This window comes from Ruegeria sp. HKCCA5763, from assembly GCF_013034545.1.
Classification (GTDB): Bacteria; Pseudomonadota; Alphaproteobacteria; order Rhodobacterales; family Rhodobacteraceae; genus Ruegeria.
On the sequence record NZ_WQGF01000005.1, the window covers coordinates 167,089 to 192,925 of the forward strand.

The window sequence follows — 25,837 nt, forward strand, 5'->3', positions numbered from 1 at the left end:
CGTCAGTTGATCATCCTCTTGGTTTACCGATGCATGCTGTGTTTCCCTATGGATTCTCAGCAATCGCCAAAGCCCCTGGTGGGGCTGAGGCAAAAGGATCGGAACGTCCCTCGGGGCGCGCCGACCCGGTAAGGCGTCAGGCGTATCCGAAAGGGTACATGCAAAGACCGCGTCTGCGCACCTGACGCCTTTTCCTTTGCCGGATCACGGTTTCATACAGGCTACCACTCACCCCTCTGCTGAACGGGAACGGGGCTCTTTTGCGCGAACAAAAGAGCCCCGGTATTTGGCTTGTGATCAAGTCGTAGGGCCAAGCGTCCAAGCGCGGATGCTTGGTAGTGACACAGGAGCCCGTCTTTCTTGAAATGCCGATGCTTGGTGATCAGGGTCAGAAACGCTTACAGGTTTTCCTGCACGTCTGTTGCAGCGTTCTGGATGGCATCCCCGGCTTTTTCGATGTCTTTGCCAGCGCCTTTTGCAGTTTCGCAGGCGGTCAGGGCAAACAGGCTCAGGCCAATCAGAAATACACGGATCATAGTCGTCTCCTTGGTGCTCGATAAATTTTCGGTAGCAGCTTTCTACTGACCAGACCAGTAGTTAGGAGGCGTCTCTGTCGCAGAATAGCTCGTAGACAACTTCAAGAATCCGACGTGGACGATCGTCTGCCAAACGATAGTAGATTGCTTTGCCTTCCCGCCGAGGTACGACCAATCCTTCAAGGCGCAAACGCGACAACTGCTGGGATACGGCGGCTTGCCGCGCGGACAAAAGCCCTTCCAGTTCTGTGACGGACTTCTCACCAGATACCAGATGGCACAAAATCATCAGGCGTCCTTCGTGACTAATTGCCTTTAGAAAATTAGATGCAAGCGCGGCGTTTTCTACCATGCGATACATGTCTTCTTGGGGCATGTCCTGGGACAACTGTGGAAGTGCCATCGTTCTAGTTCCTTGCTAACCCCGTCAATGGGTAACGTTATCATATTACGGCGCAACTACGCCGTTCACTCACCTACATGTTTCGTGCATTTTGTTCCATATGTATAAATCAAAATACCGTGATGAGTGAAAGGGGAACCCTCGCCGCTTTTCCCCGTATACTAAGGCTGTGTGGTTTAGGCGGTGGCTCAAAAGTATTCCGGATCGCGAACAACGGGTCGAGCTGTGCGGAATTGGTGTCATCCTACATTCCTTCATCGTTCTCGCTTGCCCCCCCTTGCAGCCCCCTCGAGCCAACACTAAGACTTGGGTAATACTTGTTGGGGTAGTGTCCCGATCCATAGCAAAGCAGGCAGGTTCCGAATGTTCGATCCCGTAGATACCTACATGAATACGCTCGTTCCCATGGTCGTCGAGCAGACCAGCCGGGGCGAACGCGCTTACGATATTTTCTCACGTCTGCTGAAAGAGCGGATCATCTTCATCAACGGCCCGATTCATGATGGAATGAGCCATTTGGTCGTCGCGCAGCTGTTGCACCTTGAGGCCGAGAATCCGAACAAGGAAATCTCGATCTACATCAACTCGCCTGGTGGTGTAGTAACAAGCGGTTTGTCTATTTACGATACAATGCAGTACATCAAGCCGAAATGTTCCACATTGGTGATCGGTCAGGCGGCGTCGATGGGGTCGGTTTTGTTGGCTGGTGGCGAGAAGGGAATGCGTTTCTCCTTGCCCAACAGCCGTATCATGGTTCACCAACCCAGCGGTGGCTACCAAGGCCAAGCCAGCGACATCATGATTCACGCAGCCGAGACGCAAAAGCTGAAGGATCGCCTGTATGACATTTACGTGCGTCATACCGGGCAGACCAAAAAGGCGGTTGAAAAAGCGCTGGACCGTGACAATTTCATGAGCCCGGAAGAGGCGAAAGACTGGGGCCACATCGACGAAATCGTCGAAAACCGTGCAAAAATGGACACAGATGAGGCCTGAGACCGACACTCCGCGCCTTGGGCGCGGGGTTCATTTTGAGATTGTAGCCGCCAGAGTGCTGGCCTAAGCTGCACAAACAGGCGTAAGCGCATCCCTGACGGGGTGCAGGGACGAGGCCCGAAAGGTAGATCATGGCGACGAATTCAGGCGGCGACGGTAAGAACACGCTCTACTGCAGTTTCTGCGGGAAAAGCCAGCACGAGGTGCGAAAACTGATCGCAGGCCCGACCGTATTCATCTGTGATGAATGTGTCGAGCTGTGCATGGACATCATCCGCGAAGAGACCAAGGCCAGCGGGCTGAAGTCGTCTGATGGCGTTCCAACGCCAAAGGATATTTGCGAGGTTCTCGACGATTACGTGATCGGTCAGGCCACAGCCAAGCGTGTTTTGTCGGTGGCGGTTCACAACCACTACAAACGTTTGAATCATGCTCAGAAAGCTGGCAGCGATATTGAACTGGCGAAGTCGAATATTTTGCTGATCGGTCCCACCGGTTGCGGCAAGACTCTGCTGGCTCAAACACTGGCCCGCATCCTGGATGTTCCGTTCACCATGGCTGACGCAACGACGTTGACCGAAGCTGGCTATGTGGGCGAAGATGTCGAAAACATCATCCTCAAGCTCCTTCAAGCCAGTGAGTACAACGTTGAGCGCGCGCAGCGCGGCATCGTCTATATTGACGAGGTCGACAAGATCACGCGCAAGTCCGAAAACCCATCGATCACGCGCGACGTGTCGGGCGAGGGCGTGCAGCAAGCGCTGCTGAAGCTGATGGAAGGCACCGTGGCCAGCGTTCCGCCGCAAGGAGGGCGCAAGCATCCTCAGCAGGAATTCCTGCAAGTGGATACCACCAATATCCTGTTCATCTGCGGCGGCGCGTTTGCGGGTCTGGATAAGATCATCGCGCAGCGTGGCAAAGGCTCGGCCATGGGTTTCGGAGCCGATGTGCGCGACAATGATGATCGTGGCGTTGGCGAGATTTTCAAGGATTTGGAGCCCGAGGATCTGCTTAAATTTGGTCTGATCCCAGAATTTGTTGGGCGTTTGCCAGTTCTGGCAACGCTGGAGGATCTCGACGAAGATGCTCTGGTCACCATTTTGACAAAACCCAAGAACGCTTTGGTCAAGCAGTATCAGCGCCTGTTCGAGTTGGAAGATGTCGAACTCGACTTTACCGATGACGCATTGAAAGCGATTGCCAAGAAGGCCATCGAGCGCAAAACCGGTGCACGGGGACTGCGGTCGATCCTAGAAGACATCCTGCTGGATACCATGTTCGAACTGCCTGGCATGAAGAATGTCAGCGAAGTTGTGGTGAACGAAGAGGCCGTCGCGTCCGAGTCTCAACCTTTGTTCATCTATGCGGATGCGGCTCCTGAATCAGCTTCTGCTGGGTAAGCTGCCCTGTCGCGGCTATTGTTTTTGACAATGCGGTTGGGGGCTTTGCCCCCGCCGCAGTTGATTTTCTCGGAAAAAAGTCAGGCCAAATGAACGCAGGGGTTCTGCGATGGGCATGGCGGTTTGCGGATTGCCAACAACAAAGAGGGAGCGATATGGCGATCCAGCGGATCTCATCAGGCGGCGAATTTGAGGAAAAAGTTGGTTACTGCCGCGCGGTCGTTGCCGGCGGGTGGGTTCACGTGGCCGGCACAGTTGGGCAAGGTGAAGATATTGTTGCGCAGTGCCGTTCCGCGCTGGCGACCATCGAAACTGCTCTGCAAAATGCCGGGGCAAGTTTTAAAGATGTTGTGCGGGTGACATACATGTTGCCGGATCGTACAGAGTTTGAGCCGTGTTGGCCCATTCTGGCTGAAACCTTCGGCGCAAATCCTCCGGCTGCGACTATGATTGAGTGTGGGCTGATCGACCCAAAATACAGGATCGAAATTGAAGTGACCGCGTTTCTGCCGGAGTGACGCAGGCGACCCCAGTGGCACTGGACCTTGGCGAGCCTTTGGTCCATACCTTTCCTCGACCGAAATGCCGGAGGCACCCGATGGGAATCCTGAACAGTCTTTTGCGAGCCGTGACCTGGTGGAACGGGTCCACTCTGAACACGCAGATCTATACGTCGCGTAAGGGCGTCAAAGTTGGCGAAGACAATGAAGGCAATGTGTTTTATCGAACGGCGGATGACAGCAAGCGCTGGGTGATATTCAACGGCGAGGCTGAAGCCAGTCGAGTTGACCCGGAATGGCACGGCTGGTTGCACCGCACCTGGGACGAACCTCCGACGGACAAACCTTTACCGCATAAATCCTGGGAAAAACCACATCAGGAAAACCTGACGGGTACTGCGCTGGCTTATACGCCGGCCGGATCGCTGCGTCGGGCTGAACCGGTTGAGCGCAAAGATTATGAGGCCTGGAGCCCGGAATAAGCGAGGCAAAGATGTCGAGCCATAATTGGACCGAAGTTGTTGTCGGTGGCGTCGTGTTGGCCGGTGCGCTGGCATTTGGTGTTTACGCCAGCCAATCGACGGGCCTGTCGAAGGGCGCGGCCGGATATGAACTTGGCGCGTCTTTCAGATCGTTGGAAGGGGTCGGTGTCGGGACGGATGTTCGTCTTGCAGGTGTCAAGATTGGAACCGTGACCGGCGTGACGCTGAACGCGGATACTTATCGCGCAGACACGACCTTCACCATTGCCGATGGCGTCCTGGTGCCGGATGACAGCGCCATTGTGATCTCGTCCGAGGGGCTGCTGGGCGGTAATTTCGTCGAGGTAATGCCCGGCGGGTCACCATTCTATTTCGAACCCGGAGACGAGATTGAGGATACGCAAGGCGCGGTCAGTCTGATCTCTCTGCTGGTCAAGTTTGTGGCCGGAGATGGCAGCGAATGATCCGCGCTGCTTTAATTGCCCTTCTTATGGTCGGGACCAGTGCTGTTGCTCAACAAAAGGTTCAGTCCGGTCCGGGGGCCATGCTGCGCGGGCTGGACAAAGTCAGCGGTCAAACCGTTGATGTTGAAATGCAAAGCGGTGAGACCGAAGCTGTTTTTGGCTTGGACGTTGCCCTGGGGGATTGCCGCTATCCGGTTGACAACCCGACGGGTGACGCGTTTGCCTATTTGACGATTTGGGAAACGGGGAAAGCTGATCAGTTGTTTGACGGCTGGATGATTGCAACATCCCCAGCCCTGAACGCGCTGGATCATGCGCGTTATGATGTCTGGGTGATCCGCTGTATTACACCTGCTGCGGACTGATCTATTGATGCTGTGAAATCGGCGCTGAGATTCAGAGCCTCTTCCAGTTCCTTTTTGTAAGCGCTGCGTGGAATTTCGATGGCACCCAATGAGGCCAGGTGTGCGGTTAGAAACTGCGTATCGAACAGGTGGAATCCGGTTTGTCGCAGGCGGTCCACAAGATAGGCAAGGGCGATTTTCGACGCATCCGTGCGGCGTGAGAACATGCTTTCCCCAAAGAATGCAGCCCCCAAGGTTACACCATAGACACCGCCCACAAGTGCGGCTCCGTCCCAGACTTCAAGAGAATGGGCATAGCCTGTTTGGTGCAATTGGCGGTACAGATCGTGCAGCTCTGCGTTGATCCAGGTGTCGGCCCTGTCGGCACAGCCATCCACGACGCCTGAAAAGTCCTGATTGATCGTGATATCGAACCCGCAATTGCGGATGCGGCGTGAAAGACTACGCGAGACATGGAACCCGTCCAACGGAAAGACGCCGCGAAACTTTGGATTGACCCAGAACAACTCGGGATCATCGCGATGTTCGGCCATCGGGAAAATGCCGATGGAGTACCCGTGCAGCAAAAGTTCAGCGGATAGGCTCATTTTGGGTAAGAGGGAACCGGAAGGCGTGCGCCCTCCGGTTCTTGGAGGTTACTATTCCATATTCTCCGCAAGCCAGCGCTCCAGCCAGTGGATGTTGTAATCGCCGCTGTGCAGGTCGGGTTCCTGCAGCAAGGCATGGAACAGAGGGACTGTGGTATCGATGCCGTCCACGATCAACTCTCCCAATGCGCGTTCCAGACGGGCCAGAGCTTCGGCCCGGTCGCGGCCCTGAACGATCAGCTTGGCGATCAGCGAGTCATAGTAGGGTGGGATCGAGTAGCCGTCATAGAGAGCTGAATCCATCCGCACGCCCAGACCGCCCGGCGCGTGATAGGCCGTAATCTTGCCGGGGCAGGGCGAGAAGTTGGGCAGCTTTTCCGCGTTGATCCGAACCTCAATGGCGTGGCCGTTGATTTCCAGATCCTCTTGCCCAAATGACATCGGTTCGCCTGCGGCCACACGGATTTGCTCGCGCACCAGATCGACGCCAAAGATGCCTTCGGTCACAGGATGTTCCACCTGAAGGCGGGTGTTCATTTCGATGAAATAGAACTCGCCGTTTTCATAGAGGAACTCGATTGTGCCCGCGCCGATATAGTTGATCTTGGCCACGGCATCTGCACAGATCTTGCCGATCCTGGCGCGCTCTTCGGGGGTGATGCAGGGGCCGGGGGCCTCTTCAAACACTTTCTGGTGGCGGCGCTGCAACGAGCAGTCGCGTTCGCCCAGATGCACGGCTTTGCCCTTGCCGTCGCCGAAGACCTGAATTTCGATATGGCGGGGAGTGGTCAGGTATTTCTCGATATAGACCTCGTCGTTGCCAAAGGCGGCCTTGCCCTCAGCGCGCGCGGTCATAAAGGCGCTTTCCATCTCATCAGCGTTCATCGCGACCTTCATGCCACGACCGCCGCCACCAGCGGTAGCCTTGATGATGACGGGATAGCCGAATTCCTCACCGATACGCTTGGCATCTTCCAGCGTGGGAACGCCACCGTCCGAGCCGGGCACGCAGGGCACACCCAGCGCCTTCATCGTGTCCTTGGCGGTGATCTTGTCGCCCATCACGCGGATATGTTCCGCGGTGGGGCCGATAAAGGTGATGCCGTGATCTTCGACGATCTGCACGAACTCGGCATTCTCTGACAGGAAGCCATAGCCCGGGTGGATCGCTTGCGCACCTGTAATCTCACAAGCCGAGATGATCGCCGGTACGGACAGATAGCTTTGCGGTGAAGGCGGGGGGCCAATGCAGACCGATTCGTCTGCCATGCGCACATGCATCGCGTCGCTGTCAGCGGTGGAATGGACGGCGACCGTCTTAATCCCCATCTCGCGGGCGGCGCGGATGACGCGCAGGGCGATCTCGCCTCGGTTGGCAATCAGGATCTTGTCGAACATGGGCCCGCCTTACTCGATGATGACCAGAGGGGTGCCGAATTCCACTGCGTCGCCATCGCCAACCAGAATGCGTTTTATCGAGCCCGATTTGGGGGCGTGGATGTGGTTCATGGTTTTCATCGCTTCGACGATCAGCAGTGTGTCGCCTTCAGAAACAGAAGCACCGACGCTAATGAATGCAGGCGCGCCGGGTTCGGGCTGCATATAGACCGTTCCAACCATAGGCGAGGTGACAGCGCCAGGGTGATTGGCCGGGTCTTCTTGCGCTGCGGGGGTTTCGGTTGCGACAGGGGCAGCCGCAGGGGCGACGGCTGGTGCGGGGGCCGCGGCGGGTACTGCGACCTGAACCGGAGCGGCTGCGGCCTGTGTCATGCGGCTGACGCGCACGTTGAGGCTGTCTTCCTCGCCATATTCGCGTTTGACCTGCAGTTCCGTCAGGTCGTTTTCGCGCAGCAATTCAGCCAGAGCCTTGATGAATGCCACATCCGCTTCGTGTTTGGTATCTGTCATGAGTGTCCTCGACGGTTCCCCTTTGGCCCGTCTGTTTTTGCGGGCTCTAATCAAATTACGCAGCGTTATAGGCCAAGCAGCCGTGCATGAAAAGCGCCGACTCGCACCATCGCGAGCTGGTTTGCCGCTTAAATTAAGGGGCCGAATGGGTCACAATGGCATTCCCGACAGCTTTGCGACCAACTCAGAAAGTTTTCGAGCGCCGAACTTTTCAAGCAAGCGGGCACGATAGGCTTCGATTGTCCGATAACTCAGCCCCAGTTCCCCACCGATTTCCTTAGCCGACAAGCCGCGACACGACAGGATGGCCACCTCGCGTTCACGTACCGTCAACTCAACCAGAGGCCGTTCTTCCGAGATGTCGGAAAAGCTCCAGATACCGTGTCGGAACGGGTCATCAGGGGTGAGTGAGCGGCCCCGAGCGCGGCACCAGAACAGATCGCCATTGCGCCGCCGCATGACGCGTTCATCGGTGTAGTATCCGGTGTCGCGCATCACTTGCAGGCTGCGCTCTCCGATCCGCTCCCAATCGGCGACCGAGGGATAGAGGTGCAGCAAAGGCATATTGCGATAGTCAGCTTCCTCACCACCGAACGTGCGCGAGAACTGCAGATTGCAGCGCCGGATAATCCGGTTTTCCAGCTCTACAAGGCCGATGGGTGCGTATTCAAAGGCGGGGTCGCTCATGTGGGTATCGTGCCGGGAAACAGCACGGAAGAGAAGGGGTGAAGCAACTTCTTACATGATGATGACAAGTTGCGCTGTCGTGGAGTGTGTCTGGATTGTGTAAACTATGTAAATCGAAATAGAAAATTTTGACCTAACTAAATGAGAAATATAGTATGTTTCGAAAATAACTTGGGGTGCTTAGCTTGTCGCGGGTCAGGAGGCAACTAACATGCGTGACGCTTTGACTGGAAGCCGCATTCGCGAGCGGCGGCAGATTGCCGGGCTTAAGCAAGCAGAACTGGCCCGTTTGGCGGGGATTTCGGCCTCTTACCTGAACCTTATCGAGCACAATCGCCGTCGGATCGGGGGTAAGTTGCTGGTGGATATTGCTGCGGCCCTGTCGGTTGAACCATCGGTGTTGACGCGAGGGATAGAAGCCACGCTGGTGTCGGCCTTGCGCGAAGCGGCAGATGATGCGGTTGGCCAGAATGCAGAGTTGGACAGCTTGGAGGAGTTCGCAGGGCGCTTTACCGGCTGGGCAGGTGTTCTGGCGCAGATGCATCGCCGTGTCGTCTCGCTCGAACGAAATGTTGAGATCCTATCGGACCGGCTGACTCATGACCCTCATCTGGCGGCCTCGATGCACGAGGTTTTGTCGACCGCGGCAGCGATTCGATCTACGGCCGCGATTCTTGCGGATACTGAAGACATCGAGGCTGAATGGCGCGAACGGTTCCATAAAAACCTGCACCAGGATGCCGAGCGGTTGGCGGACAGCTCCAAGGCGTTGGTGACATTTCTGGATGAAAGCGACGCAGCCGTCGACCCGCGTGGCGTGCCGTTGGAGGAGGTCGAAGCGTTTTTCCAGGCCCGCGATTATAGTTTCACGGAACTGGAAGAGGGGGGCGCTACGGATGCCGTCGATCTGAGCAGCCTAAATACCACAGCAGCCCAAACCTTGGCACGCGAGATGTTGGAGATTTACAGGGCTGACGCCCGGGCAATGCCACTGGATGCTGTCGCCGCTCGTGTTCGGGGCGCCCAACCAGACCCCGTTGATTTGGCCCATCATTTTTCTGTCGACATGGCGACCGTGCTGCGGCGTTTGGCTTTTTTGCCAGAAAGTGTTGTTTCTGAACCGGCGGGGTTGGTGTTGTGCGATGCATCCGGCAGCATCTTGTTTCTAAAACCAACACCAGGATTTGCCATGCCCAGACATGGCGAGGCTTGTCCGCTTTGGCCTGTTTTCACGGCGCTGAACCGACCTTTGGTTCCGGTGCGTAAGCAAGTCGAGCAAACCGGGCGGGCTTCGGCTGAGTTCGAGTGCTTTGCCTATGCGTGGCCCCATGCGGTGCCGGGCTATGATCAGGATCCGGCTTATCGATCCGTCATGCTGGTACGGCCGGTTCAAGAGCAAGCCGGTGATGCACCGGTTACGCAAGTTGGGCCGAACTGCCGGGTCTGCCCCCGCAACGAATGCACCGCTCGCCGCGAACCGTCGATTTTGAGCGAAGGTTTTTGACACTTTCCTGACAGAACGCTTAATCTGATCCTAATCGGTTGCGGGACGGACGACCGGTTTTGGGGAGGAACAGAAAATATGAGCCGCAAGGTTCTGTTGATCGAGGACGAGCCGAACATTGCCGAAGCAATCCGGTTCCTGTTATCCCGCGAGGGGTGGCAGGTCGAGATTCATGGCGATGGCACCGATGCGCTTGAGGTTATCCAGGGGGCTCAGCCCGACTTGGTTATTCTGGATGTTATGTTGCCGGGTAAAAACGGCATGGATATTCTGCGCGATCTCAGAGAGATGGAAGAACTGGCAAGCCTTCCGGTCTTGATGCTGACGGCGCGCGGGCAGTCGCGCGACCGGGAAATGGCGGAAAATGCAGGCGTTAGCCGCTTTATGACCAAACCGTTTTCCAACGCCGAAGTGTTGACGGCTGTGCGTGATCTTCACGCGCAGGCGACGCAAATGTAATGTCAGACGAGAGCGACAAAGGTCAGCCATCCAGCCCCAGACCCTCGCTTTTTCTGGAACGTCAAAGCTATCGCCGTCGCAGACTGACGGATGCGGCCCGGTTTTTGCCGTTTCTTGGGGCGCTCTTGTTCGCACTGCCGCTTCTTTGGCCCGACCGGTCCAGCGGAGATGCGGCCGTACCGCTTTCTTCGGCAATTTTCTACATCTTCGTCTGCTGGGGCGCGCTGATCTTGATCAGCGTGATTTTCGGCTTTGCCGCGCGCCGTATGCGCACGCCCGAGGACCCTGAAACAGGGGCCGAGTGATGACCACCGTAAACGTTCTGATTCTGGTTTGTCTGGGCTATGTGGTCTTTCTGTTTGCCGTCGCCTTCGCTGCGGATCGCATGGCTGCTGCTGGGCGTGGGAAATGGTTGCGCTCGCCGCTGATCTACACCTTGTCGCTGTCGATCTATTGCACCGCCTGGACCTTCTATGGCGCCGTGGGCAACGCCGCGCGGTCAGGGTTGGAGTTTGTTACGATCTACCTTGGCCCGACACTGGTCATGGTCAGCTGGTGGTGGGGGCTGCGCAAACTGGTGCGTGTGGGGCGCAGTCAAAGAGTGACCTCAATCGCGGACCTGCTGTCGTCTCGCTATGGTAAATCAAACACGCTGGCGGTCTGCGTAACCATTCTGGCGGTATTGGGCGGAACGCCATATATCGCGCTACAGCTGCAATCGATTACCCTGTCTTTCTCGATCTTTGCCGAAGCTGACCCATCGGGCCTGTATCGCGAAGGGTCCAGTGTATTTTGGGTTGCGGCTGGCTTGGCCGTTTTTGCCATCCTCTTCGGAACGCGTAATCTGGACGTGAACGAACGCCACCACGGGGTTGTTACGGCCATCGCGGTGGAGGCTATCGTTAAGCTGTTTGCGCTGATTGCGGTCGGCGTTTTTGTCGTGTGGGGCATCGCTGGCGGTATCGGCCCGATGATGGAGCGGATCGACGCGTCGGAAATCGGGCAGTGGCATGTTGATGCCGGGCGGTGGACGACCTTTATATTCCTGTCGGCGGCGGCCTTTATCTGTTTGCCGCGCATGTTCCAGGTGATGGTGGTCGAAAATGATGATGAAAGCCACCTTAGAACCGCGGCCTGGGCTTTCCCCCTCTACTTGCTGTTAATGAGCTTGTTTGTAGTACCGATTGCCGTAGTGGGTCTGGACCTGCTGCCCGAAGGGGCTAACCCCGACCTGTTCGTCCTGACCGTACCGTTGTCGCAAGGCAATGACTGGCTGGCGATGCTGTCTTTCATTGGCGGATTTTCTTCCGCGACATCGATGGTGATCGTAACAGCCATGGCTTTGTCCACGATGGTGTCGAACCATGTTGTCATGCCCATCTGGTTGAACACACAAGAAGGTACTGGCTCGGTCTCTGGCGATGTGCGCAATATCGTTTTGATGGCCCGTCGTGTGTCCATCGCGGCTGTTATGGCGTTGGGCTTTTTCTACTACCGCTTGTCTGGTGGCGGCGCAGCGCTGGCTTCAATCGGATTGATCGCTTTTGCGGGGATCTCTCAAATTCTACCGGCTTTGGTCGGCGGTCTGTTTTGGCGCGGGGCAACGCGAACCGGAGCTCTGGTGGGGCTGACGGTCGGTTTTGTTTTGTGGATTTACACCTTGTTGTTGCCCGGCATGAGCGGCGCGTCGATGCCGGAGTCGGTGCTGCAGAACGGGTTGTTCGGCATAAGCTGGCTGCGCCCACAGGCCTTGTTCGGGATCGAGGGGATCGATCCAATGGTCCATTCCGTGATGTGGTCACTTTTGCTGAACACAATCGCGTTCTGTGTGGCCTCTTTGCTGAGTTTTCCCAGCCCGTTGGAACGGTTGCAGGGCGCGCAATTTGTCAATGTATTCGATCATTCGGTCGCACCCCGTGGCTGGTCCGGATCGGTCGCGCAAAGCGAAGATTTGATGATCATGACCCAGCGGATTCTAGGCACCGGGCCCGCGCAGGAGTTTTTCCAGGCCGAGGCCAAGAAACAAGGAGGTCGATCGCATCTGCCCGAGCCCACGCCAGCATTCCTGGGCCGCCTTGAACGCGAATTGAGCGGATCAGTTGGAACGGCCACGGCTCACGCGATGATTGGGCAGATCGTCGGCGGCTCGTCGGTTTCGGTCGAAGACCTTTTGGCTGTTGCGGATGAGTCGGCGCAGTTGCTGGAGTATTCCAGTCAGCTTGAGGTGAAGTCCTCTGAACTCAGCCGGACGGCACGGCAACTGCGCGAAGCAAATGCCAAACTCACGCAGGTGTCGGCGCAAAAGGACAACTTTCTGAGTCAGGTCAGTCATGAGTTACGGACGCCGATGACCTCGATCCGCGCGTTTTCTGAAATCATGCGCGATACCGAAGGGCTGAGCAGGGATGAGCAGACCCGATACGCGACGATCATCCAAGACGAAGCGCTGCGTTTGACCCGCTTGCTGGATGATCTGTTGGATCTGAGCGTGCTGGAAAACGGGCAAGTCAATCTCAACTTGGGTTATGATAGTCTGCGCTCGGTCCTGGATCGGGCCGTGTCCAGCGCATTGGCTGGTGCTGGCCGCAAGATAAGCGTGCGTCGCGCCCGTGCGGCCGAACGGATTGTCTTGCACACGGATCTGGACAGGTTGGGGCAGGTGTTCATTAACCTTATCTCAAACGCACAGAAATACTGTGACGCGGACGAGCCCGTTCTGACCATTTCCGCATATGATGTTGGCGGGCGCGTCATCATAGATTTCATCGACAATGGCAGTGGCATTCCGCCCGGCGCGCGCTCGATGGTGTTCGAGAAATTTGCCCGCGTCGGCGGCGACAAGGCCGGAGGGGCAGGTCTGGGCTTGGCAATTTGCCGCGAAATCATGCAGCGGTTGGGGGGCGAGATCAGCTATTTACCGGGGCAGGGCGGGGCGGCGTTCCGAGTCAGCCTGCCATTGGCGCACCGACAGGCCGCTCAGTGAAGCGGTCATAAAGAACTTCGTAACGTCCGACGGTGTAAACCTGTTGCCAATTGCTGAAACAATTGGTGATCAGGCGTTATGTCAGAACCCGTCAATGCCGCATTGGTGCGCAAACTGTCCGCTGGGCAAAAGGATTTGGACGACCGGCCGCGCTCGGTTCTGCGGGCGCTGCGCTTGGGGTTCGCGCGGGCCGCGGGGGATCGCCTGAACTTGCCGCTTGCAGTGATCGGGGCCAGACAAACCAGTCAGTCTGCTGAACATCTGGTTGAAGCGATTGGTCAAGACTGGTTGCTACTGGTGTTTGATGGGCCACAGGGACGTGCAGCCACGTGCTTGGACCCGCACTTGGTGTCCGCCATCGTTCAAACGCAAACCATCGGTGAGGTGATGTCGGGCACGCCAACACCACGGGCCTTTACAGATACCGACGCCGCCATGGTTGCGCCACTGGTCGAAGCGGCTTTGGCTCGATCTGCGGGTCTAATCGACCCGACGACAGAACAAGTTTGCCTTGAGGGGAACGAGTATTCGTCACGCGCTTCAGATTTGCGGGGCTTGTCTCTGGCCATGACAGAAGACGAGTATCGCATCTTCGACCTGACCGTCGATTTGGCCAACGGGGTACGGCAAGGGCAGATTTCGGTCATTTTACCCGAAGCACCGGTTGCGCCAGAAGTTGTGGAGGAAACCCCAAGCCCTGCAGGCCCCCGCATTGAACAGTCTTCGGGTATGGTAAGGGCGGATTTGAATGCGGCCTTGTGTCGGATGACGTTGCCATTGTCCGCGTTGTCTGGGATGCAGGTTGGTGATGTCCTGCCGTTACGCGGCGCGCGCTTGGATCTAACTGAGGTTCTGACGATTGAACGAACGCGAGCAGGTGTTGGTCGCTTGGGGCAGTGCGGTGGTCTAAGGGCCATTCGATTAAACGAGCATGCTGCTTTACCAGCGCTGAGCGGAGCAGAAGCCCAGGAGTTTATCGAAAGCCGGGGAGGGCTAAACCCTCAGGGCAGCCTGGACGCGCCAATTGACAGCGCCGCTGAAATCACGCCCCCGGTGCCCTTGGCCGAGACCGGCGGGATCCTTTCGGGGGATCTGGTCCTTGGCGAGTCTGAGCAGATGGTGGCGGAAATCTCGCAGCTGGCCGGTCTGAACGCATCAGAACCAGGGCTGGGTGAACAGTAATAACGCTTTAGGTCTAACCAGCCTTACTGCGAAGTTGCTCGAGAGCAGGGCGCAGACCGTCCAACTGGTATCCGGCGTTTGTGGTCGCGGTCAGGATGTCATCCGTGCTCATATGTTCGCATTGACCCAAAGCCCAAATCACTGAACATCGCGTGCCCGAAGCGCAATAGGCCAAGACCGGTCCGCTACAATTTTCCGCCATATCGCGCTGACGCTGCACATTCTCGGGCGTCATGGTCTGATGGGTCAACTCAAGCACTTCGTATTCCATGCCCGCAGCGCGCACTGCATCACCGATCGCGTCGGATCGCATTGTGGGTGGAACTTCGACGTTGGGTCGGTTGCAGATCACTTTGACAAAGCCGGCAGCAGCTATCGCTGGCACATCATCAACTGTGATCTGCGGTGAGACGGCATAGCGGGGGGTGATCGGTCGAATCTCCATGCCAATTCCTTAGGCTGCGTTTGCTGCTCTGTCCAGTTGCGCGCCAAAGGTCGGGGCCAGGAACATACCAACCACCATTGCGACCAGAAAAACCAGTCCTCCAAGCCCACCATAACTCAGCGAGGCCATGGCCGGTCCGGGGCAGAGCCCAACCAGCCCCCAACCCATGCCGAATAGGACTGAACCCACAACCAGTCTACGATCCACTTCGGGCTTCGCAGGAGGCGGAAATTCATTCCCGGTCAAAGGCTTGCGCCCGGTCGTCAGTCGCCATGCGACCAGCATTGGCAAAATGGCGCCCCCCATAACAAACGCCAAAGTCGGATCCCAGTTGCCGAATACGTCCAGCCATCCTTGAACTTTTGTCGTATCGGTCATGCCAGAAATCAACAATCCGGCACCAAATAGTGATCCAGCTGTTAGGGCAACAAGAAGGCGCATCAGATCAATCCCCAGATATGGCGTAGCAGAACAAGGGTCACGCCCCCGGCGAGAATGTAGAAGACGGTGGCCACAATGCCGCGGAGTGAGAACCGAGAGATGCCGCAGACCCCGTGACCAGATGTGCAGCCATTGGCGATACGTGTGCCGATGCCAACCAGCAAACCAGCTATGACAACAAGGCCCAAGTTGCTGGTGAGATGCGTTTGGGCCTCGGGCGCGATCAGCGGTCGCAGCAGAAGAGGCATGCCGATCAGGCCTGCAACAAAGGCCAACTTCTCGGCCTTCGTATCGCGGGCGCTGCCGTCAACAAGGCCGCCCAGAATGCCGCTTGCGCCCATAACCCGGCCATTCCCAAGCAGGTAAACTGCGCCGCCCAGCCCAATCAGTAAACCGCCGCACAGGCCCCAGACCCATTCTATTTCCATAAGTTATATCCTTTTTTAACTCGCGTCAGAGCTTGTTGACCGGCAGTTTCAGAAAGACATCACCTTGCTCATCCGCCGGAGGCATCTGCCCTGCGCGCATATTCACCTGTAAGGAGGGCAAGATCAGGCGCGGCATCGCCAAGGTCGCATCACGTGCGTCGCGCATTTCCACAAATTCTTCGATACTACGCCCCTGTCCGATGTGCACGTTCAGCGCCTTTTGCTCACCTACCGTTGTTTCCCAAGCGTATTCTTCGCGGCCCGGCGCTTTGTAATCGTGGCCCACATAGATGCGCGTTTCATCAGGCAGGGCCAGAATTTTCTGGATCGACTCATACAAGGTTGCCGAAGAGCCGCCGGGGAAGTCGCAGCGCGCTGTACCAAAATCAGGCATGAACAGTGTGTCGCCCACAAAGGCGGCGTCGCCAATGACATAGGTTAGGCAGGCAGGTGTGTGACCCGGAGTGTGCAGCACGTCGCCGCGCATCTGGCCAATGTGGAAACTGTCACCTTCCGAGAACAACGCATCGAACTGACTGCCATCGCGTTGGAATTCGGTTCCTTCATTGAAGACCTTGCCGAACGTGTCCTGAACAGTAACGATCTGGGCACCAATCCCGATCTTGCCGCCAAGTTCCTGTTGCAGATAGGGGGCCGCAGACAGGTGATCGGCGTGAACGTGGCTTTCTAAAACCCATTCGACCTTGAGATCGCGACTGCGCACATAGTCGATGATTTGATCTGCAGATGTGGTCGCTGTTCGACCCGAGGCATGATCGAAATCCAAAACACTGTCGATGATGGCGCAGGCGCGCCCTTGTGGTTCGTGAACGACGTAGGACACCGTAAAGGTCTGATCGTCGAAAAACGCTTTCACTGCGGGCGTCATGAGGTCCTCCGTTTCCGTTGTGTATATCATATATGTAATTTGGAATGTGACACAACTGCCAATCTGAATTTGATGCCCGTCAAGGCAGGTTCGGTTAAATTGGCTTAAACTTTAACCTATCTGCGCCGAATTGCCGAAATTACGAATACGTCAGGCAAATTCCCGCACAAGTTCAGGTTAATATCTGTGGGTCGTATTCCCGTTACCTATATTTGGAATACTGGCAACACTTGGGAGGATGGTTATGACAGCAACTAATCTGTATTCCGAAGCAGAACAGCTTGAGCAGAAACTGGAAGGCGCGTGTCTGGACACGCGGTTGGCGCTTCAACCGAGTGTAAGCAAGGTTGTAGATCGTATGCGCCAGCAGGGGATGCATGTGCCATCTCGATTGCGGCGTCTCGATGCGGCGTTGTGTGAAGACGCTATGGAAGCGCAGTTCGACAACCTGCCGATCTGACAAGGGGGGTCATCCGAAGGAAATCCCTAGGATAACCATCATCAGTCCAATCACAGACAAGAACAAAGAGGCCAGGTTCCAGGGCAGAACGCCCTGAACCACCGCGCGCAACTCGTCATCCGACAAACCGGCCTTGCGCGCTTTCATCACGCGAAGAATACACCAGACCAGACCAAAGAGCCCGGCAAGGGAAAGGGCTGCACCGCCCCAGGTGATGAATTCGAACATGGTTCCCCACATCTCATCGTGAACTGACACCGCGCTTAACGGATCGAATCAGATCGTACAAGTGCGACCGGGGATTGGGTGCTTGCGACCCGGGCGGCAGCACTGTATCCGGCATCTTGCATCAGATTTTCAGCCTTTGGGAGAGACGCATATGGAAGATATCACCGAAGATCAGGCCGCCGCCAACTATCGCGTAACAGCAGGCGAGCTGCGCCAGTTCATCGAACGGTTTGAACGTCTGGATGCCGAGAAAAAGGACCTGGCCGAGCAACAGAAGGAAGTCATGGCCGAAGCCAAGGCGCGGGGCTACGACACCAAGGTCATGCGTAAGGTGATCGCGTTGCGAAAGCGGGACAAGGATGACATCGCTGAGGAAGAGGCGGTTTTGGAAATGTATAAAGAAGCGCTGGGCATGTGAGCCTTCCAAAAGGGCGGGGCAGCGCCACGCCCTTATTAATCGGGAAGAGGGATGTCTTGTAACTGGATTTCCCGACATATTTACAGCCGCATTTGCATCAAAGTGCATTGTTCTCATCCGGTTGTGATTGTAAGGGGAATGCAGGGCCCGACAAGGCCACGCCGTGCGGGCGTGATGGAATGGTAGACATATCAGACTTAAAATCTGAAGGGCGTATGCCCGTGTGGGTTCGAGTCCCACCGCCCGCACCAAAATTTTATCTAACACTCTGTAACAAATGAAAAAGAACCTTCCGCATCAATCCCCCAACTAGGCCCCGCAATCTGCGCCGGATATGCGGAAGGATCGGCAGAGGTCACAGCCTCGCGCCTGCACCGCCTTATGACGGCTTCGAGCCCACAACGGACGTCATTCAGGACCAAAACAGTTCGCCGTTTTTAGACGCCGGTCACAGACTGCAGGTTGTCTTGGTGCACGCCCTCATAGGCATCGAAGTAGGTCAACGAGCCTTCTTCGAACCAGACTTTCGCAAATTCCCGAAGCGTAAGATTGCTCCATCCTGCCCCATCGCGGCACTGCAAGAGCTTTGCAACATATTGCCTCGTAGCCGTTATGAATGAGCGATCATATCCACCTCCTGCGATCCGATCGGGGTCACCATGGCAGGGCAGGATGGCCGAAATATCCCAGGTGGAAAGCCGGTCAAGTTCGGCCAGGTGAATATCAAGGCGATCTGGTTCGGCGACATAGGTCACGCTATCTTCCAGTGCATCACCCGGCAGCAAGATCCTGGACTTTGGAAGGTAGAGCGCGACACCGTCATGACTGTGAATATCCAAAGGACGTAGTTCAATGTCGGTCGTCCCAACACTCAACGCCATTTCACCGTCAAACACAGTTGTGGGCATCACTACCGGCTTGATCGGCGGATCGCTCTTCGAATAACTTTCCTCTTTTTCTACCAGCGCCTTTGCCGTTTTGTTGCCCGCAATGATTTCGCAATCAGCAAACACCTCGGTTCCTGCGATATGATCCTTGTGATGATGGCTAAGCACAACCCGAATTGACGTCACCCCACGACGTTGCAGCTCGCTTCGTATCCAACGAGCGTGATCAAGCGAGATGTGCGTGTCATAGACCACAGCGTCAGTGCCATTGAGGATGGCATAGCTGGCGACCCCGAGTGTATATGCCGCGTCGTCCATCCAATTCCACGACGGAGAATGAAGTCGGGCCCCTGCAACCCGACCGTCATAAAACGCCAAAATATTGGGGGCTGGCTCCAATACTCGCAAAGTTGCAGTTGAGGTCATCAGCCCGGATTTCTGGCTGTGAAGAAATTCAGATTTGCCGGGATGCGGATGCCTCCGTTGACTTCGAAGCAGCGAAAATTGGCGATTACATAATCGGTTATCGCCTCGATATCTTCCTCGCTCCCGGAGTACTTCTTGAGTATCCTCGCTGCCGGGCCGATATTCGAAGCCAAAGCCGCAACACGCTCCAAGGGCCCGGGATGAGTTAGGTTTACCCTGATCGTTTCGCCGTTCACGTCTTTGAAACCAGCCTCTTCTAGAATTCCAGCGACATGGCCAGCGTTCTGAAAGCCCAGCGGTCCAGGGGCGTTGGGGTCTGAGCTTTCTAAAGGTCCCAGCCTGTCAACCGCACCGTCTTTGGGCACGTCAAACCAAGGATTTCCCTTGGCCGGTGCCCATGCAGCAAGAGCCATTCGGCCCGATGGCTTGATCTGGCCCCGAATATTGACGAAGGCAGCAACGGGATCGGCAAAGAACATTGATCCGAAGCGAGAGATCACCAAATCAAACGGCGCGTCAGGAAACTGGTCGGTTTGCGCATCCGCTAACAGATACTGTGCTTCAACCGTTGCTTCTTTTGCACGCTGGCGGGCCTGTTCGATCAAGGGTGCAGAAATGTCGACTGCGCATATTGTTCCGCCTGGTGCGACAAGCGAAGAAAACGTCCTGCTCGTAGCTCCAGTACCGCAACCTATGTCCAAGACGCGCTCGCCTGGCGAAGGCTTCGACCGCTCAACCAGCGCTTTGTCGACCGCGCCAAATACCACATCAAGTTCGCTTTCGAAATCTATCCACTTAAGTCCGCTCTTCGAACTCCAGTAGTCAGCCTGTGCTTGGTTATCTTGCATATGAGCATTGTGAAGGCGTTTGGCGGAAAAAAGCAAATGTCGGGTTTTTCCGCTAAGTAGAGGTTTAAGCAAGTTGACCGCATTTAGCCCAATGCAGACGCGCGATTTTGGACAGAAGCAATTTTCTTGTACAATAGATTTCATCAGCAAATCGGAGAAAACCGTGCGCCTAAGGTTGTTGCCGGTATTGAGTTTTGTATTTGCGTCGATTTGGTGCGGCGCAGCTTCAGCTGGTTCGTCCGGAGAGCGAAAGTTCTATTATCCAAACGCAGAGCCGCTCGGTGAAGCGGAGATGCGAGTTATCTCGCTGGGAACCGGAACACCTAATTTTCGACACTCTCAAGCGTCAGCGTCGTGGTTGGTTGAACTTGGCAATGGCGACAAGTTCCTCTTCGATGTCGGAACTGGTTCGTTAGCAAATTTGGCCGCGTTGGAAATCCCATACACTTATCTGGACAAAGTGTTCATTAGCCACCTGCACGTAGATCATATTGGAGACCTCGATGCACTTTTTGTGGGTGGCTGGGTGTCAAACCGAACGGTTCCCCTGCAGGTATGGGGACCAAGTGGCTTAAAGCCAGAATACGGGACCGCTGCGGCCATGGATGGCCTCCTCAAAATGTTGGGCTGGGACTTGGCAGGGCGGCGCGGGAATATGCCCTCGGCAGGTGGACACCTCTCGGTGACTGAGTTCGACTATTCTAAGACACAGATAGTTTATGAAAGCGATGGTGTTGTCATTCGATCTTGGCCCGCGATTCACGGCATAGACGGTTCAGTGTCCTACAGCTTGGAGTGGAAAGGACTTAAATTCGTCTACTCAGGTGACACCAACCCAAACAAGTGGTTCGTGGAAAACGCTAAAGAAGCGGATCTTGTCATTCACGAATGCTACTTAACGATCCAACAATTCATTGATATCAAAAACTACGACCCTGAACGCGCCCGATTGGTGGCAACGGTGGTTCACACGCCACCAGACGCGTGCGGAAAACTATTCGCGATGATTGAGCCGCGGCATGCGATTGCCTACCATACATTTGCCGATTTCGATATTGCTCCGGACACAATTGCAGCAATCCGAAAGACGTATGACGGCCCGCTCACTTTGGCTCAGGACATGCTTGTTTGGAATGTTTCGGAAGATGCCGTAAGTGTTAGAGAGATCGTCGGATCAGACAGTCCGTTGCCTGTTGACCCTCCAACTCCTGCGGGCCCACCTGACCCCAGCGAAAGAACAGAGCTGTCGGATTGGCTTAATGCGGGTCGCCTAAATCTTAACGGAGACTAGCCTGCAATGCGCTTCAGTGGGACTAGCGGCCGCTTAATTCGCAGAGCAGTCATTCATGCCCGGTGCAGTTAAGGTCTACTTGGAGCCCAAGAGCGTCAGATCCTGCACCAGTGGCGAATGGTGGTAATGCGCAGAAACCAGAATTTGCTAAGTCCGTGTGCGGCCCATAACAGAACTTGAACCGTGCTTCGAACAACGACGGCTTCGAAACATACCAACTCGCAAGGAGAAGTAGTCTCAATCCTCATTCTGCCACAAGTGCGACAATTGCTTCTCGAGGCTGGGAATGTTGGTTGTTTGCCTCAAGCGGTTTGTTGAGCTTGCCACGATACACCAACGCGAACACGGGTGGGGTGAAATAGAAGGATACGACAGTCGACAACAAAACGCCTCCGGCGATTGCAACGGCGAATGGCGGCCAAAATGCGCCTCCACCCATGATCAGGGGTAGGAACCCGCCGAAGGTAGTGACCGTTGTCGAGATGATGTGCCGACTTGAACCAGTCACAACGCGCGCCACGGCCGCTCGGTCGCCTTGGCTTGCGTCAACGTCTTGTTGCAACCCGGTCAGAATTATGATCGCCGCGTTGATCGAAACCCCGATCGAGCCGATGACCCCGATGATTGCTGTTATACCGAACGGGAATTGCATAACCGCCAGCGACAGCATTGAAAGGCCTGCAGACAACACGCACACGACCAAGGTCACCAGTGTTAGTCGGAACGAGTTAAAGGTCAGAACGATGGTCGCGAAGGAGAGTGTGACAATCAAACCAACAGAGGCAAGCAGATTGCCCACGGTGTTGGATCGGGCATCACTGTCGCCGCCTAAGGACATCGAATAGCCTTGCGGCAACACAAACCCGGACGCATCAAGCGCTTCTAGTATGTCCTGCAATGCCTCTTCGGGTAAAACACCGGGTACGATAAACGCCTGTATGGTGTTTTCGCGCACGCCATCCGTTCGAGTTATTACGCTTTCTGCCGGTTCAATCACGGGCTTGGCCAATTCCGACAGCGGTACCGCTGGGAAGGCTCCAGTCGCAGATATCGCAGCTGCATTTGGCAGTAGGATAGGCATACTGACAATCGTGCTTAGATCTGAACGCACCTCGTCACCTAAGCGAACGCGGACTGGTAACTGCTCGGTTCCTTCGATCAGCGATCCACCGGTAATGCCAACCAGCGCCGTGTCCAGCTGGCCAGCTATATCCGCCACGTCCAGCCCCAGCAGACGGGCTTTGACTTCATCAATCTCGAACCGGACTTGAGGGGTGCCGCCGTTCACACTGGCGCGTGCCTGAGTCACCAAATCGAGATTGGCCATGACTGAACGCACCTCGTCGCCCAGATTGCGCAATACCGTGATGTCTTGGCCCTGAATTTTGACTTCAACCGGTGCGGCGACCGGAGGGCCCTGAACAAGACTGCGAACGATGATCTGCGCGTCAGGAAAGCCAGTATCCAGACGACTCTGCAACGTTCCAACAAGGCGGGAGGCGTCGTCGGCCGTGTCGGTCGTGATCATAGCTTGTGCGAACCCAGGCTCGCGTGAGCGGTTTCCAACGATGTTGTAGTAGAATGCCGGACCGGACTCTCCGACGGTCCAGTAGACACTTTTGACGCCGTCGTCAGCCATCAGCATTTCATCGATCTGGCGGGCGGTTGCTTCGGTGGTGGCAATTGACGTTCCACCCGGCATATCGACTTCGATATAGAATTGGTTGCGGTCGACGCCCGGGAAGAATTGCGCGGTCAGCGTTGGAAAGGCCGCAAAGCCAAGCACCGGCAAGATCAATGCCAACGCGATGGATCGCACGGGATTAGCAACAGACAATCGAATTGAGGCCTCGAACATACGGGCAAGTGGCGGGATGCTGATACCGCGGCTCAGCATTCCTGCGTCTGGGCGATCGGACAGTAGCCAGCCCGCAATCGCCGGAGTCACAGTCAAGGCCACAACCAAGGACCAGACAAGCATAAGAACCACGGCGATAGCGATGGCGCCGACAAAATCGCCTGCGGGTCCCGGCAGCAAGATCATCGGCGTGAAGGCAAGCGCCGTTGTCACGGTCGATGCCAGCAGTGGCGCGGCCAACCTGCAAACAGCATCTCGCACGGCTGCAAGTCGCTCCATCCCATCCTGCAGACGACGTCGGATTTCATCGGTCATCACGATGGCTGCGTCAACGAGCAGTCCGAGGGCAACAATCAGTCCGGTCACAGACATCTGATGAATTGGCAATCCAATCATGTTCATCGTCGCCAGGGTCGCCAAGGAGACAACCGGCAAAACCAAAGCCACAATCGCGGCTGCCCGAACCCCTAACGTAACAAACAAAACTGCCACGACCAGAGCCACGCCAATGGCCATGTTGACCCCAACCTCTGACAAACGATCCGTCGTGTACTGGCTTTGATCAAATAGCAGTATTTCCTGCATGCCCAAAGGAACCGACGCGGCGCCGGCATCAAGCTCATCCCGAAGGAAGCCTGTCCAACGGTCGATCTGTACGCCGTCCTGCGCCAGAATCCCGACCAAAACTGAGGGCTTTCCGTTGGCGAACGCGATTGAGGACTGCGGTTCGCGTGCGCCACGATCTACGCTGGCAATATCTCCGAGCTTCACCACGGCACCACCTGCGTTTTCACGCAGGATGATGCTTCGAATGCGGTCCAAAGTCTCAATTTCTCCGCTGATGCCTATTGTCAGGTCGACATCGGACTGCAAACGCCCAGACTGGACCTTCCCATCTGCTTCGGCGATCCGTTGGGAAATCTCGGCTACGCCAAGCCCAAGCGCAGCGGCCTTGTCCATATCGACGCTTACGAGCACCTCTTCTTCTGGCTGACCGAAATAGTCCACTGCGCGTGTATCAGGTATCGCACGCAATCTGTCGCCCAGTGCTTCGGCATGACGTGACAACAAAGTTAACGGAAAGTCTGGATCCTCGGCCGCAACTGCAATGACCGCAGAATAGGCAGAAATGCCCTCGGCATCGAATTCCGGTGGCAAAACTCCTATGGGAAAATTCTGGCGCGCATCTTCGACGGCATCCCGAGCCTCGGCCCAAACCTGCTCAATGGTGGCTTCGTCTAGCGTTTCCAGCAATTCTACCGAAACGACCGACACACCCGAGCGGGAGACTGAACTGATCTCATCCACCTCGGCGATTTTCCGCATCTCTTCTTCGATTTCTGCTGTAACCAGCGCTTCAACCCGTTCTGGGTCTGCACCCGGGAACTGTGTCGTTACAGTTGCGAAGAGGTTGGTGATCGTAGGGTCTTCCTGTCGCCCAAGAGATAGGAACGAAGACAGGCCTGCAGATACAAGCACCAAAATGATGAGGGCAACCAGCCGGGGGTGGCGAAAGGTAAGGGTTTCCATCAGATCGCTCCGTTACTCGCCAGTGTCGAAGGCGACGCGCTGACCAACGCTGACTCGCTGCGGCCCCTGATCGATCAAGACTGTGCCTTCCGGAAACACTCCACGCACAAAGACACGGTCGTCTTCGGCATGCAGCACTTCGACCGCCGCTAGCCGCACAGTCTTTTGCGCGTCGGCAACGAGCAGGGTCCATTGCCCGCGTGTTCCTTCCTTAAGTGAAGTTGTGGACACCCAGGTTCCCGCACTTTGGACAGGTTCGAGTACATGCACACGTGCGGTTTGTCCGAAAGCAACGTCCGGCGCTTTCTTAAGGTCGAACAGCGCGGTTCGGGTTCGGGTCACCGGGTCAATATCAGGCCGCAAAGTTGTAAGCTCAGCCCTATATCTTTGACCTGCTACTTCGATCTCAACATAAGTCAGCAGAACCGGATCAACATCGAGAGGAACACCGATCCGAACCTGCGGCGACTCGACCTCGACCATACCCAGAACCAGCTCGCCTGAGCGCAGAGTTTCTCCACCGTCCACGTTTCGAGCGGTTATCTGACCGGCAAACGGAGCCTCTATACTGGATTTCTCGATCCGAACGGTTACATCACGCAAGGCCGCATCCAGTTCGCCAATTCTGGAAAGCAATTCATCTTGTTGGGAAACTGCCTCATCTAGGCGGGCTTGACTGGTAAAGCCTTGCTCGATGAGTTTAGCGTTTCGCTCGACCGTTTTCTTGGCAAATGCAAGCTGGGCTGCAATGGCATCACGTGACGCTGTGAGACGGTCGCGTTCGACCTCCAACAGAGCGACGTCCAATGTTGCGAGAAGCTGGCCCTTAGCGACCTCGTCTCCCTCATCCACCAGGATTTGGTCAAGCGTGCCATTCAATTCGAAAGAGATATCCGCTGAACGTTGAGGTTCGACTTGTCCGATGAATACACGTCCGACCGTGTAAGCGCTCTCCGACGTGATCAGCGTTGCGGAAACCGGGGTCACTGCGGCCGCTTCCGGTGAGGGAACAGCATCTGCCCTGCGAGTGAGCTCGGACGCGCCGAAGTAAACTGCGGCCGCTGCGACGGCTATGAAGCTGACGGTCATGCCGAGACGCGTAGTGCCGCGCAGCAAAAGCGAAAATAGGTTCGGTTTGATCGCTTTAGTAGATGAATTTGCAGGATTCGGCATTTGGGAACCTCATCAAGTTAGCGTCTCTAACATATGTTAGAAGTTCTCACTTTGACAAG

29 protein-coding genes and 1 tRNA gene are annotated in these 25,837 nt (G+C 56.0%); 15 read left to right on the forward strand and 15 right to left on the reverse strand.

Translation table 11 applies throughout. The features are described 5' to 3' along the window. Positions 1–398: 398 nt before the first annotated feature. Both GOV89_RS10900 and GOV89_RS10905 read right to left on the reverse strand, forming a co-directional pair. The gene (locus GOV89_RS10900) at positions 399–536 is read right to left on the reverse strand and encodes an entericidin A/B family lipoprotein (protein ID WP_171177732.1); all 138 of its coding nucleotides are present in this window, start codon (positions 534–536) and stop codon (positions 399–401) included. Positions 537–597: 61 nt separating this feature from the next. Continuing rightward, positions 598–939: a helix-turn-helix transcriptional regulator gene (locus tag GOV89_RS10905; RefSeq protein ID WP_171177730.1), complete on the reverse strand. Its 342-nt coding sequence runs from the start codon at positions 937–939 to the stop codon at positions 598–600. 363 nt (positions 940–1,302) lie between these two features. Between GOV89_RS10905 and GOV89_RS10910 the strand changes: the two genes are divergently transcribed. The 6 genes from GOV89_RS10910 to GOV89_RS10935 all read left to right on the forward strand — a co-directional run bounded on the left by GOV89_RS10910 (position 1,303) and on the right by GOV89_RS10935 (position 5,146). After that, complete coding sequence (locus GOV89_RS10910) at positions 1,303–1,935, forward strand: ATP-dependent Clp protease proteolytic subunit (protein WP_171177728.1); 633 nt, start codon at positions 1,303–1,305, stop codon at positions 1,933–1,935. Between the two features lie 131 nt (positions 1,936–2,066). Beyond that, complete coding sequence (gene clpX, locus GOV89_RS10915; protein ID WP_171177726.1) at positions 2,067–3,335, forward strand: ATP-dependent Clp protease ATP-binding subunit ClpX; 1,269 nt, start codon at positions 2,067–2,069, stop codon at positions 3,333–3,335. A gap of 155 nt (positions 3,336–3,490) precedes the next feature. Continuing rightward, positions 3,491–3,853, forward strand: coding sequence for a RidA family protein (locus GOV89_RS10920; RefSeq protein WP_171238191.1), 363 nt, complete (start codon positions 3,491–3,493; stop codon positions 3,851–3,853). 80 nt (positions 3,854–3,933) lie between these two features. Next, entirely contained in the window at positions 3,934–4,317 is a 384-nt protein-coding gene (locus GOV89_RS10925) for an NADH:ubiquinone oxidoreductase subunit NDUFA12 (protein WP_171177723.1), read from the forward strand. 11 nt (positions 4,318–4,328) lie between these two features. Next, positions 4,329–4,781 (forward strand): outer membrane lipid asymmetry maintenance protein MlaD, encoded by a 453-nt coding sequence (gene mlaD, locus GOV89_RS10930; protein ID WP_171238192.1) that lies wholly within the window; start codon positions 4,329–4,331, stop codon positions 4,779–4,781. After that, a complete protein-coding gene (locus GOV89_RS10935; protein ID WP_171177720.1) occupies positions 4,778–5,146 on the forward strand; it encodes a DUF2155 domain-containing protein in 369 nt (122 codons plus the stop codon). The genes mlaD and GOV89_RS10935 overlap by 4 nt, the downstream gene beginning before the upstream one ends. On the opposite strand, the gene aat is transcribed toward GOV89_RS10935, so the two are convergent. The 4 genes from aat to GOV89_RS10955 form a co-directional block, all read right to left on the reverse strand. After that, positions 5,101–5,733, reverse strand: a complete 633-nt coding sequence (gene aat, locus GOV89_RS10940; RefSeq protein ID WP_171238193.1) for a leucyl/phenylalanyl-tRNA--protein transferase — start codon at positions 5,731–5,733, stop codon at positions 5,101–5,103. The two genes, GOV89_RS10935 and aat, sit on opposite strands and share 46 nt — an antisense overlap. A 51-nt stretch (positions 5,734–5,784) precedes the next feature. After that, positions 5,785–7,131, reverse strand: a complete 1,347-nt coding sequence (gene accC, locus GOV89_RS10945) for an acetyl-CoA carboxylase biotin carboxylase subunit (protein ID WP_171238194.1) — start codon at positions 7,129–7,131, stop codon at positions 5,785–5,787. A gap of 9 nt (positions 7,132–7,140) precedes the next feature. Further along, positions 7,141–7,641: an acetyl-CoA carboxylase biotin carboxyl carrier protein gene (gene accB, locus GOV89_RS10950; protein ID WP_171235234.1), complete on the reverse strand. Its 501-nt coding sequence runs from the start codon at positions 7,639–7,641 to the stop codon at positions 7,141–7,143. A 150-nt stretch (positions 7,642–7,791) separates the two neighbouring features. After that, positions 7,792–8,328 carry a LuxR C-terminal-related transcriptional regulator gene (locus GOV89_RS10955; protein WP_171177712.1) on the reverse strand — a complete coding sequence of 179 codons (537 nt, stop codon included), beginning with the start codon at positions 8,326–8,328 and terminating at the stop codon, positions 7,792–7,794. Positions 8,329–8,539: 211 nt separating this feature from the next. Between GOV89_RS10955 and GOV89_RS10960 the strand changes: the two genes are divergently transcribed. The 5 genes from GOV89_RS10960 (at position 8,540) to GOV89_RS10980 (ending at position 14,456) form a co-directional block, all read left to right on the forward strand. Further along, positions 8,540–9,832: a helix-turn-helix domain-containing protein gene (locus GOV89_RS10960; protein WP_171177710.1), complete on the forward strand. Its 1,293-nt coding sequence runs from the start codon at positions 8,540–8,542 to the stop codon at positions 9,830–9,832. A 78-nt stretch (positions 9,833–9,910) separates the two neighbouring features. Continuing rightward, the gene (locus GOV89_RS10965) at positions 9,911–10,291 is read left to right on the forward strand and encodes a response regulator transcription factor (protein WP_171235232.1); all 381 of its coding nucleotides are present in this window, start codon (positions 9,911–9,913) and stop codon (positions 10,289–10,291) included. Next, complete coding sequence (locus GOV89_RS10970; RefSeq protein WP_171177706.1) at positions 10,291–10,596, forward strand: hypothetical protein; 306 nt, start codon at positions 10,291–10,293, stop codon at positions 10,594–10,596. The genes GOV89_RS10965 and GOV89_RS10970 overlap by 1 nt, the downstream gene beginning before the upstream one ends. Further along, entirely contained in the window at positions 10,596–13,274 is a 2,679-nt protein-coding gene (locus tag GOV89_RS10975) for a sensor histidine kinase (protein WP_171238195.1), read from the forward strand. The genes GOV89_RS10970 and GOV89_RS10975 overlap by 1 nt, the downstream gene beginning before the upstream one ends. A gap of 78 nt (positions 13,275–13,352) precedes the next feature. Beyond that, positions 13,353–14,456 carry a FliM/FliN family flagellar motor C-terminal domain-containing protein gene (locus GOV89_RS10980; RefSeq protein ID WP_171238196.1) on the forward strand — a complete coding sequence of 368 codons (1,104 nt, stop codon included), beginning with the start codon at positions 13,353–13,355 and terminating at the stop codon, positions 14,454–14,456. A gap of 13 nt (positions 14,457–14,469) precedes the next feature. On the opposite strand, the gene GOV89_RS10985 is transcribed toward GOV89_RS10980, so the two are convergent. The 4 genes from GOV89_RS10985 to GOV89_RS11000 are packed head-to-tail and all read right to left on the reverse strand — an operon-like array spanning position 14,470 to position 16,659. Continuing rightward, a complete protein-coding gene (locus GOV89_RS10985) occupies positions 14,470–14,901 on the reverse strand; it encodes a TIGR01244 family sulfur transferase (protein WP_171177700.1) in 432 nt (143 codons plus the stop codon). Positions 14,902–14,910: 9 nt separating this feature from the next. Beyond that, entirely contained in the window at positions 14,911–15,342 is a 432-nt protein-coding gene (locus tag GOV89_RS10990) for a DUF6691 family protein (protein WP_171177697.1), read from the reverse strand. Beyond that, positions 15,342–15,770 carry a YeeE/YedE family protein gene (locus GOV89_RS10995; RefSeq protein ID WP_171177695.1) on the reverse strand — a complete coding sequence of 143 codons (429 nt, stop codon included), beginning with the start codon at positions 15,768–15,770 and terminating at the stop codon, positions 15,342–15,344. The genes GOV89_RS10990 and GOV89_RS10995 overlap by 1 nt, the downstream gene beginning before the upstream one ends. A gap of 25 nt (positions 15,771–15,795) precedes the next feature. Beyond that, positions 15,796–16,659, reverse strand: coding sequence for an MBL fold metallo-hydrolase (locus GOV89_RS11000; RefSeq protein WP_171177693.1), 864 nt, complete (start codon positions 16,657–16,659; stop codon positions 15,796–15,798). A gap of 244 nt (positions 16,660–16,903) precedes the next feature. On the opposite strand from GOV89_RS11000, the gene GOV89_RS11005 reads away from it, so the two are divergent. Then, positions 16,904–17,119, forward strand: coding sequence for a hypothetical protein (locus GOV89_RS11005; RefSeq protein ID WP_171177691.1), 216 nt, complete (start codon positions 16,904–16,906; stop codon positions 17,117–17,119). A gap of 9 nt (positions 17,120–17,128) precedes the next feature. On the opposite strand, the gene GOV89_RS11010 is transcribed toward GOV89_RS11005, so the two are convergent. Beyond that, positions 17,129–17,347 carry a hypothetical protein gene (locus GOV89_RS11010; RefSeq protein WP_171177689.1) on the reverse strand — a complete coding sequence of 73 codons (219 nt, stop codon included), beginning with the start codon at positions 17,345–17,347 and terminating at the stop codon, positions 17,129–17,131. A gap of 151 nt (positions 17,348–17,498) precedes the next feature. Between GOV89_RS11010 and GOV89_RS11015 the strand changes: the two genes are divergently transcribed. Further along, complete coding sequence (locus tag GOV89_RS11015) at positions 17,499–17,765, forward strand: DUF2312 domain-containing protein (protein WP_171177687.1); 267 nt, start codon at positions 17,499–17,501, stop codon at positions 17,763–17,765. A 165-nt stretch (positions 17,766–17,930) separates the two neighbouring features. Continuing rightward, positions 17,931–18,016 (forward strand) — tRNA-Leu (locus GOV89_RS11020). Between the two features lie 186 nt (positions 18,017–18,202). Here the strand turns inward: GOV89_RS11020 and GOV89_RS11025 are convergent. Beyond that, positions 18,203–19,078 carry an MBL fold metallo-hydrolase gene (locus GOV89_RS11025; RefSeq protein WP_171238197.1) on the reverse strand — a complete coding sequence of 292 codons (876 nt, stop codon included), beginning with the start codon at positions 19,076–19,078 and terminating at the stop codon, positions 18,203–18,205. Further along, positions 19,078–20,070 carry a class I SAM-dependent methyltransferase gene (locus GOV89_RS11030; protein ID WP_171238198.1) on the reverse strand — a complete coding sequence of 331 codons (993 nt, stop codon included), beginning with the start codon at positions 20,068–20,070 and terminating at the stop codon, positions 19,078–19,080. The genes GOV89_RS11025 and GOV89_RS11030 overlap by 1 nt, the downstream gene beginning before the upstream one ends. Between GOV89_RS11030 and gntH the strand changes: the two genes are divergently transcribed. Continuing rightward, a complete protein-coding gene (gene gntH / locus GOV89_RS11035) occupies positions 20,018–21,217 on the forward strand; it encodes a guanitoxin biosynthesis MBL fold metallo-hydrolase GntH (protein ID WP_171238199.1) in 1,200 nt (399 codons plus the stop codon). The two genes, GOV89_RS11030 and gntH, sit on opposite strands and share 53 nt — an antisense overlap. Before the next feature lie 244 nt (positions 21,218–21,461). Here gntH and GOV89_RS11040 read toward each other — a convergent pair whose 3' ends face one another. Beyond that, positions 21,462–24,605: an efflux RND transporter permease subunit gene (locus GOV89_RS11040; RefSeq protein ID WP_171238200.1), complete on the reverse strand. Its 3,144-nt coding sequence runs from the start codon at positions 24,603–24,605 to the stop codon at positions 21,462–21,464. A 12-nt stretch (positions 24,606–24,617) separates the two neighbouring features. Continuing rightward, the gene (locus tag GOV89_RS11045) at positions 24,618–25,778 is read right to left on the reverse strand and encodes an efflux RND transporter periplasmic adaptor subunit (RefSeq protein WP_171238201.1); all 1,161 of its coding nucleotides are present in this window, start codon (positions 25,776–25,778) and stop codon (positions 24,618–24,620) included. Positions 25,779–25,837: the final 59 nt, after the last annotated feature.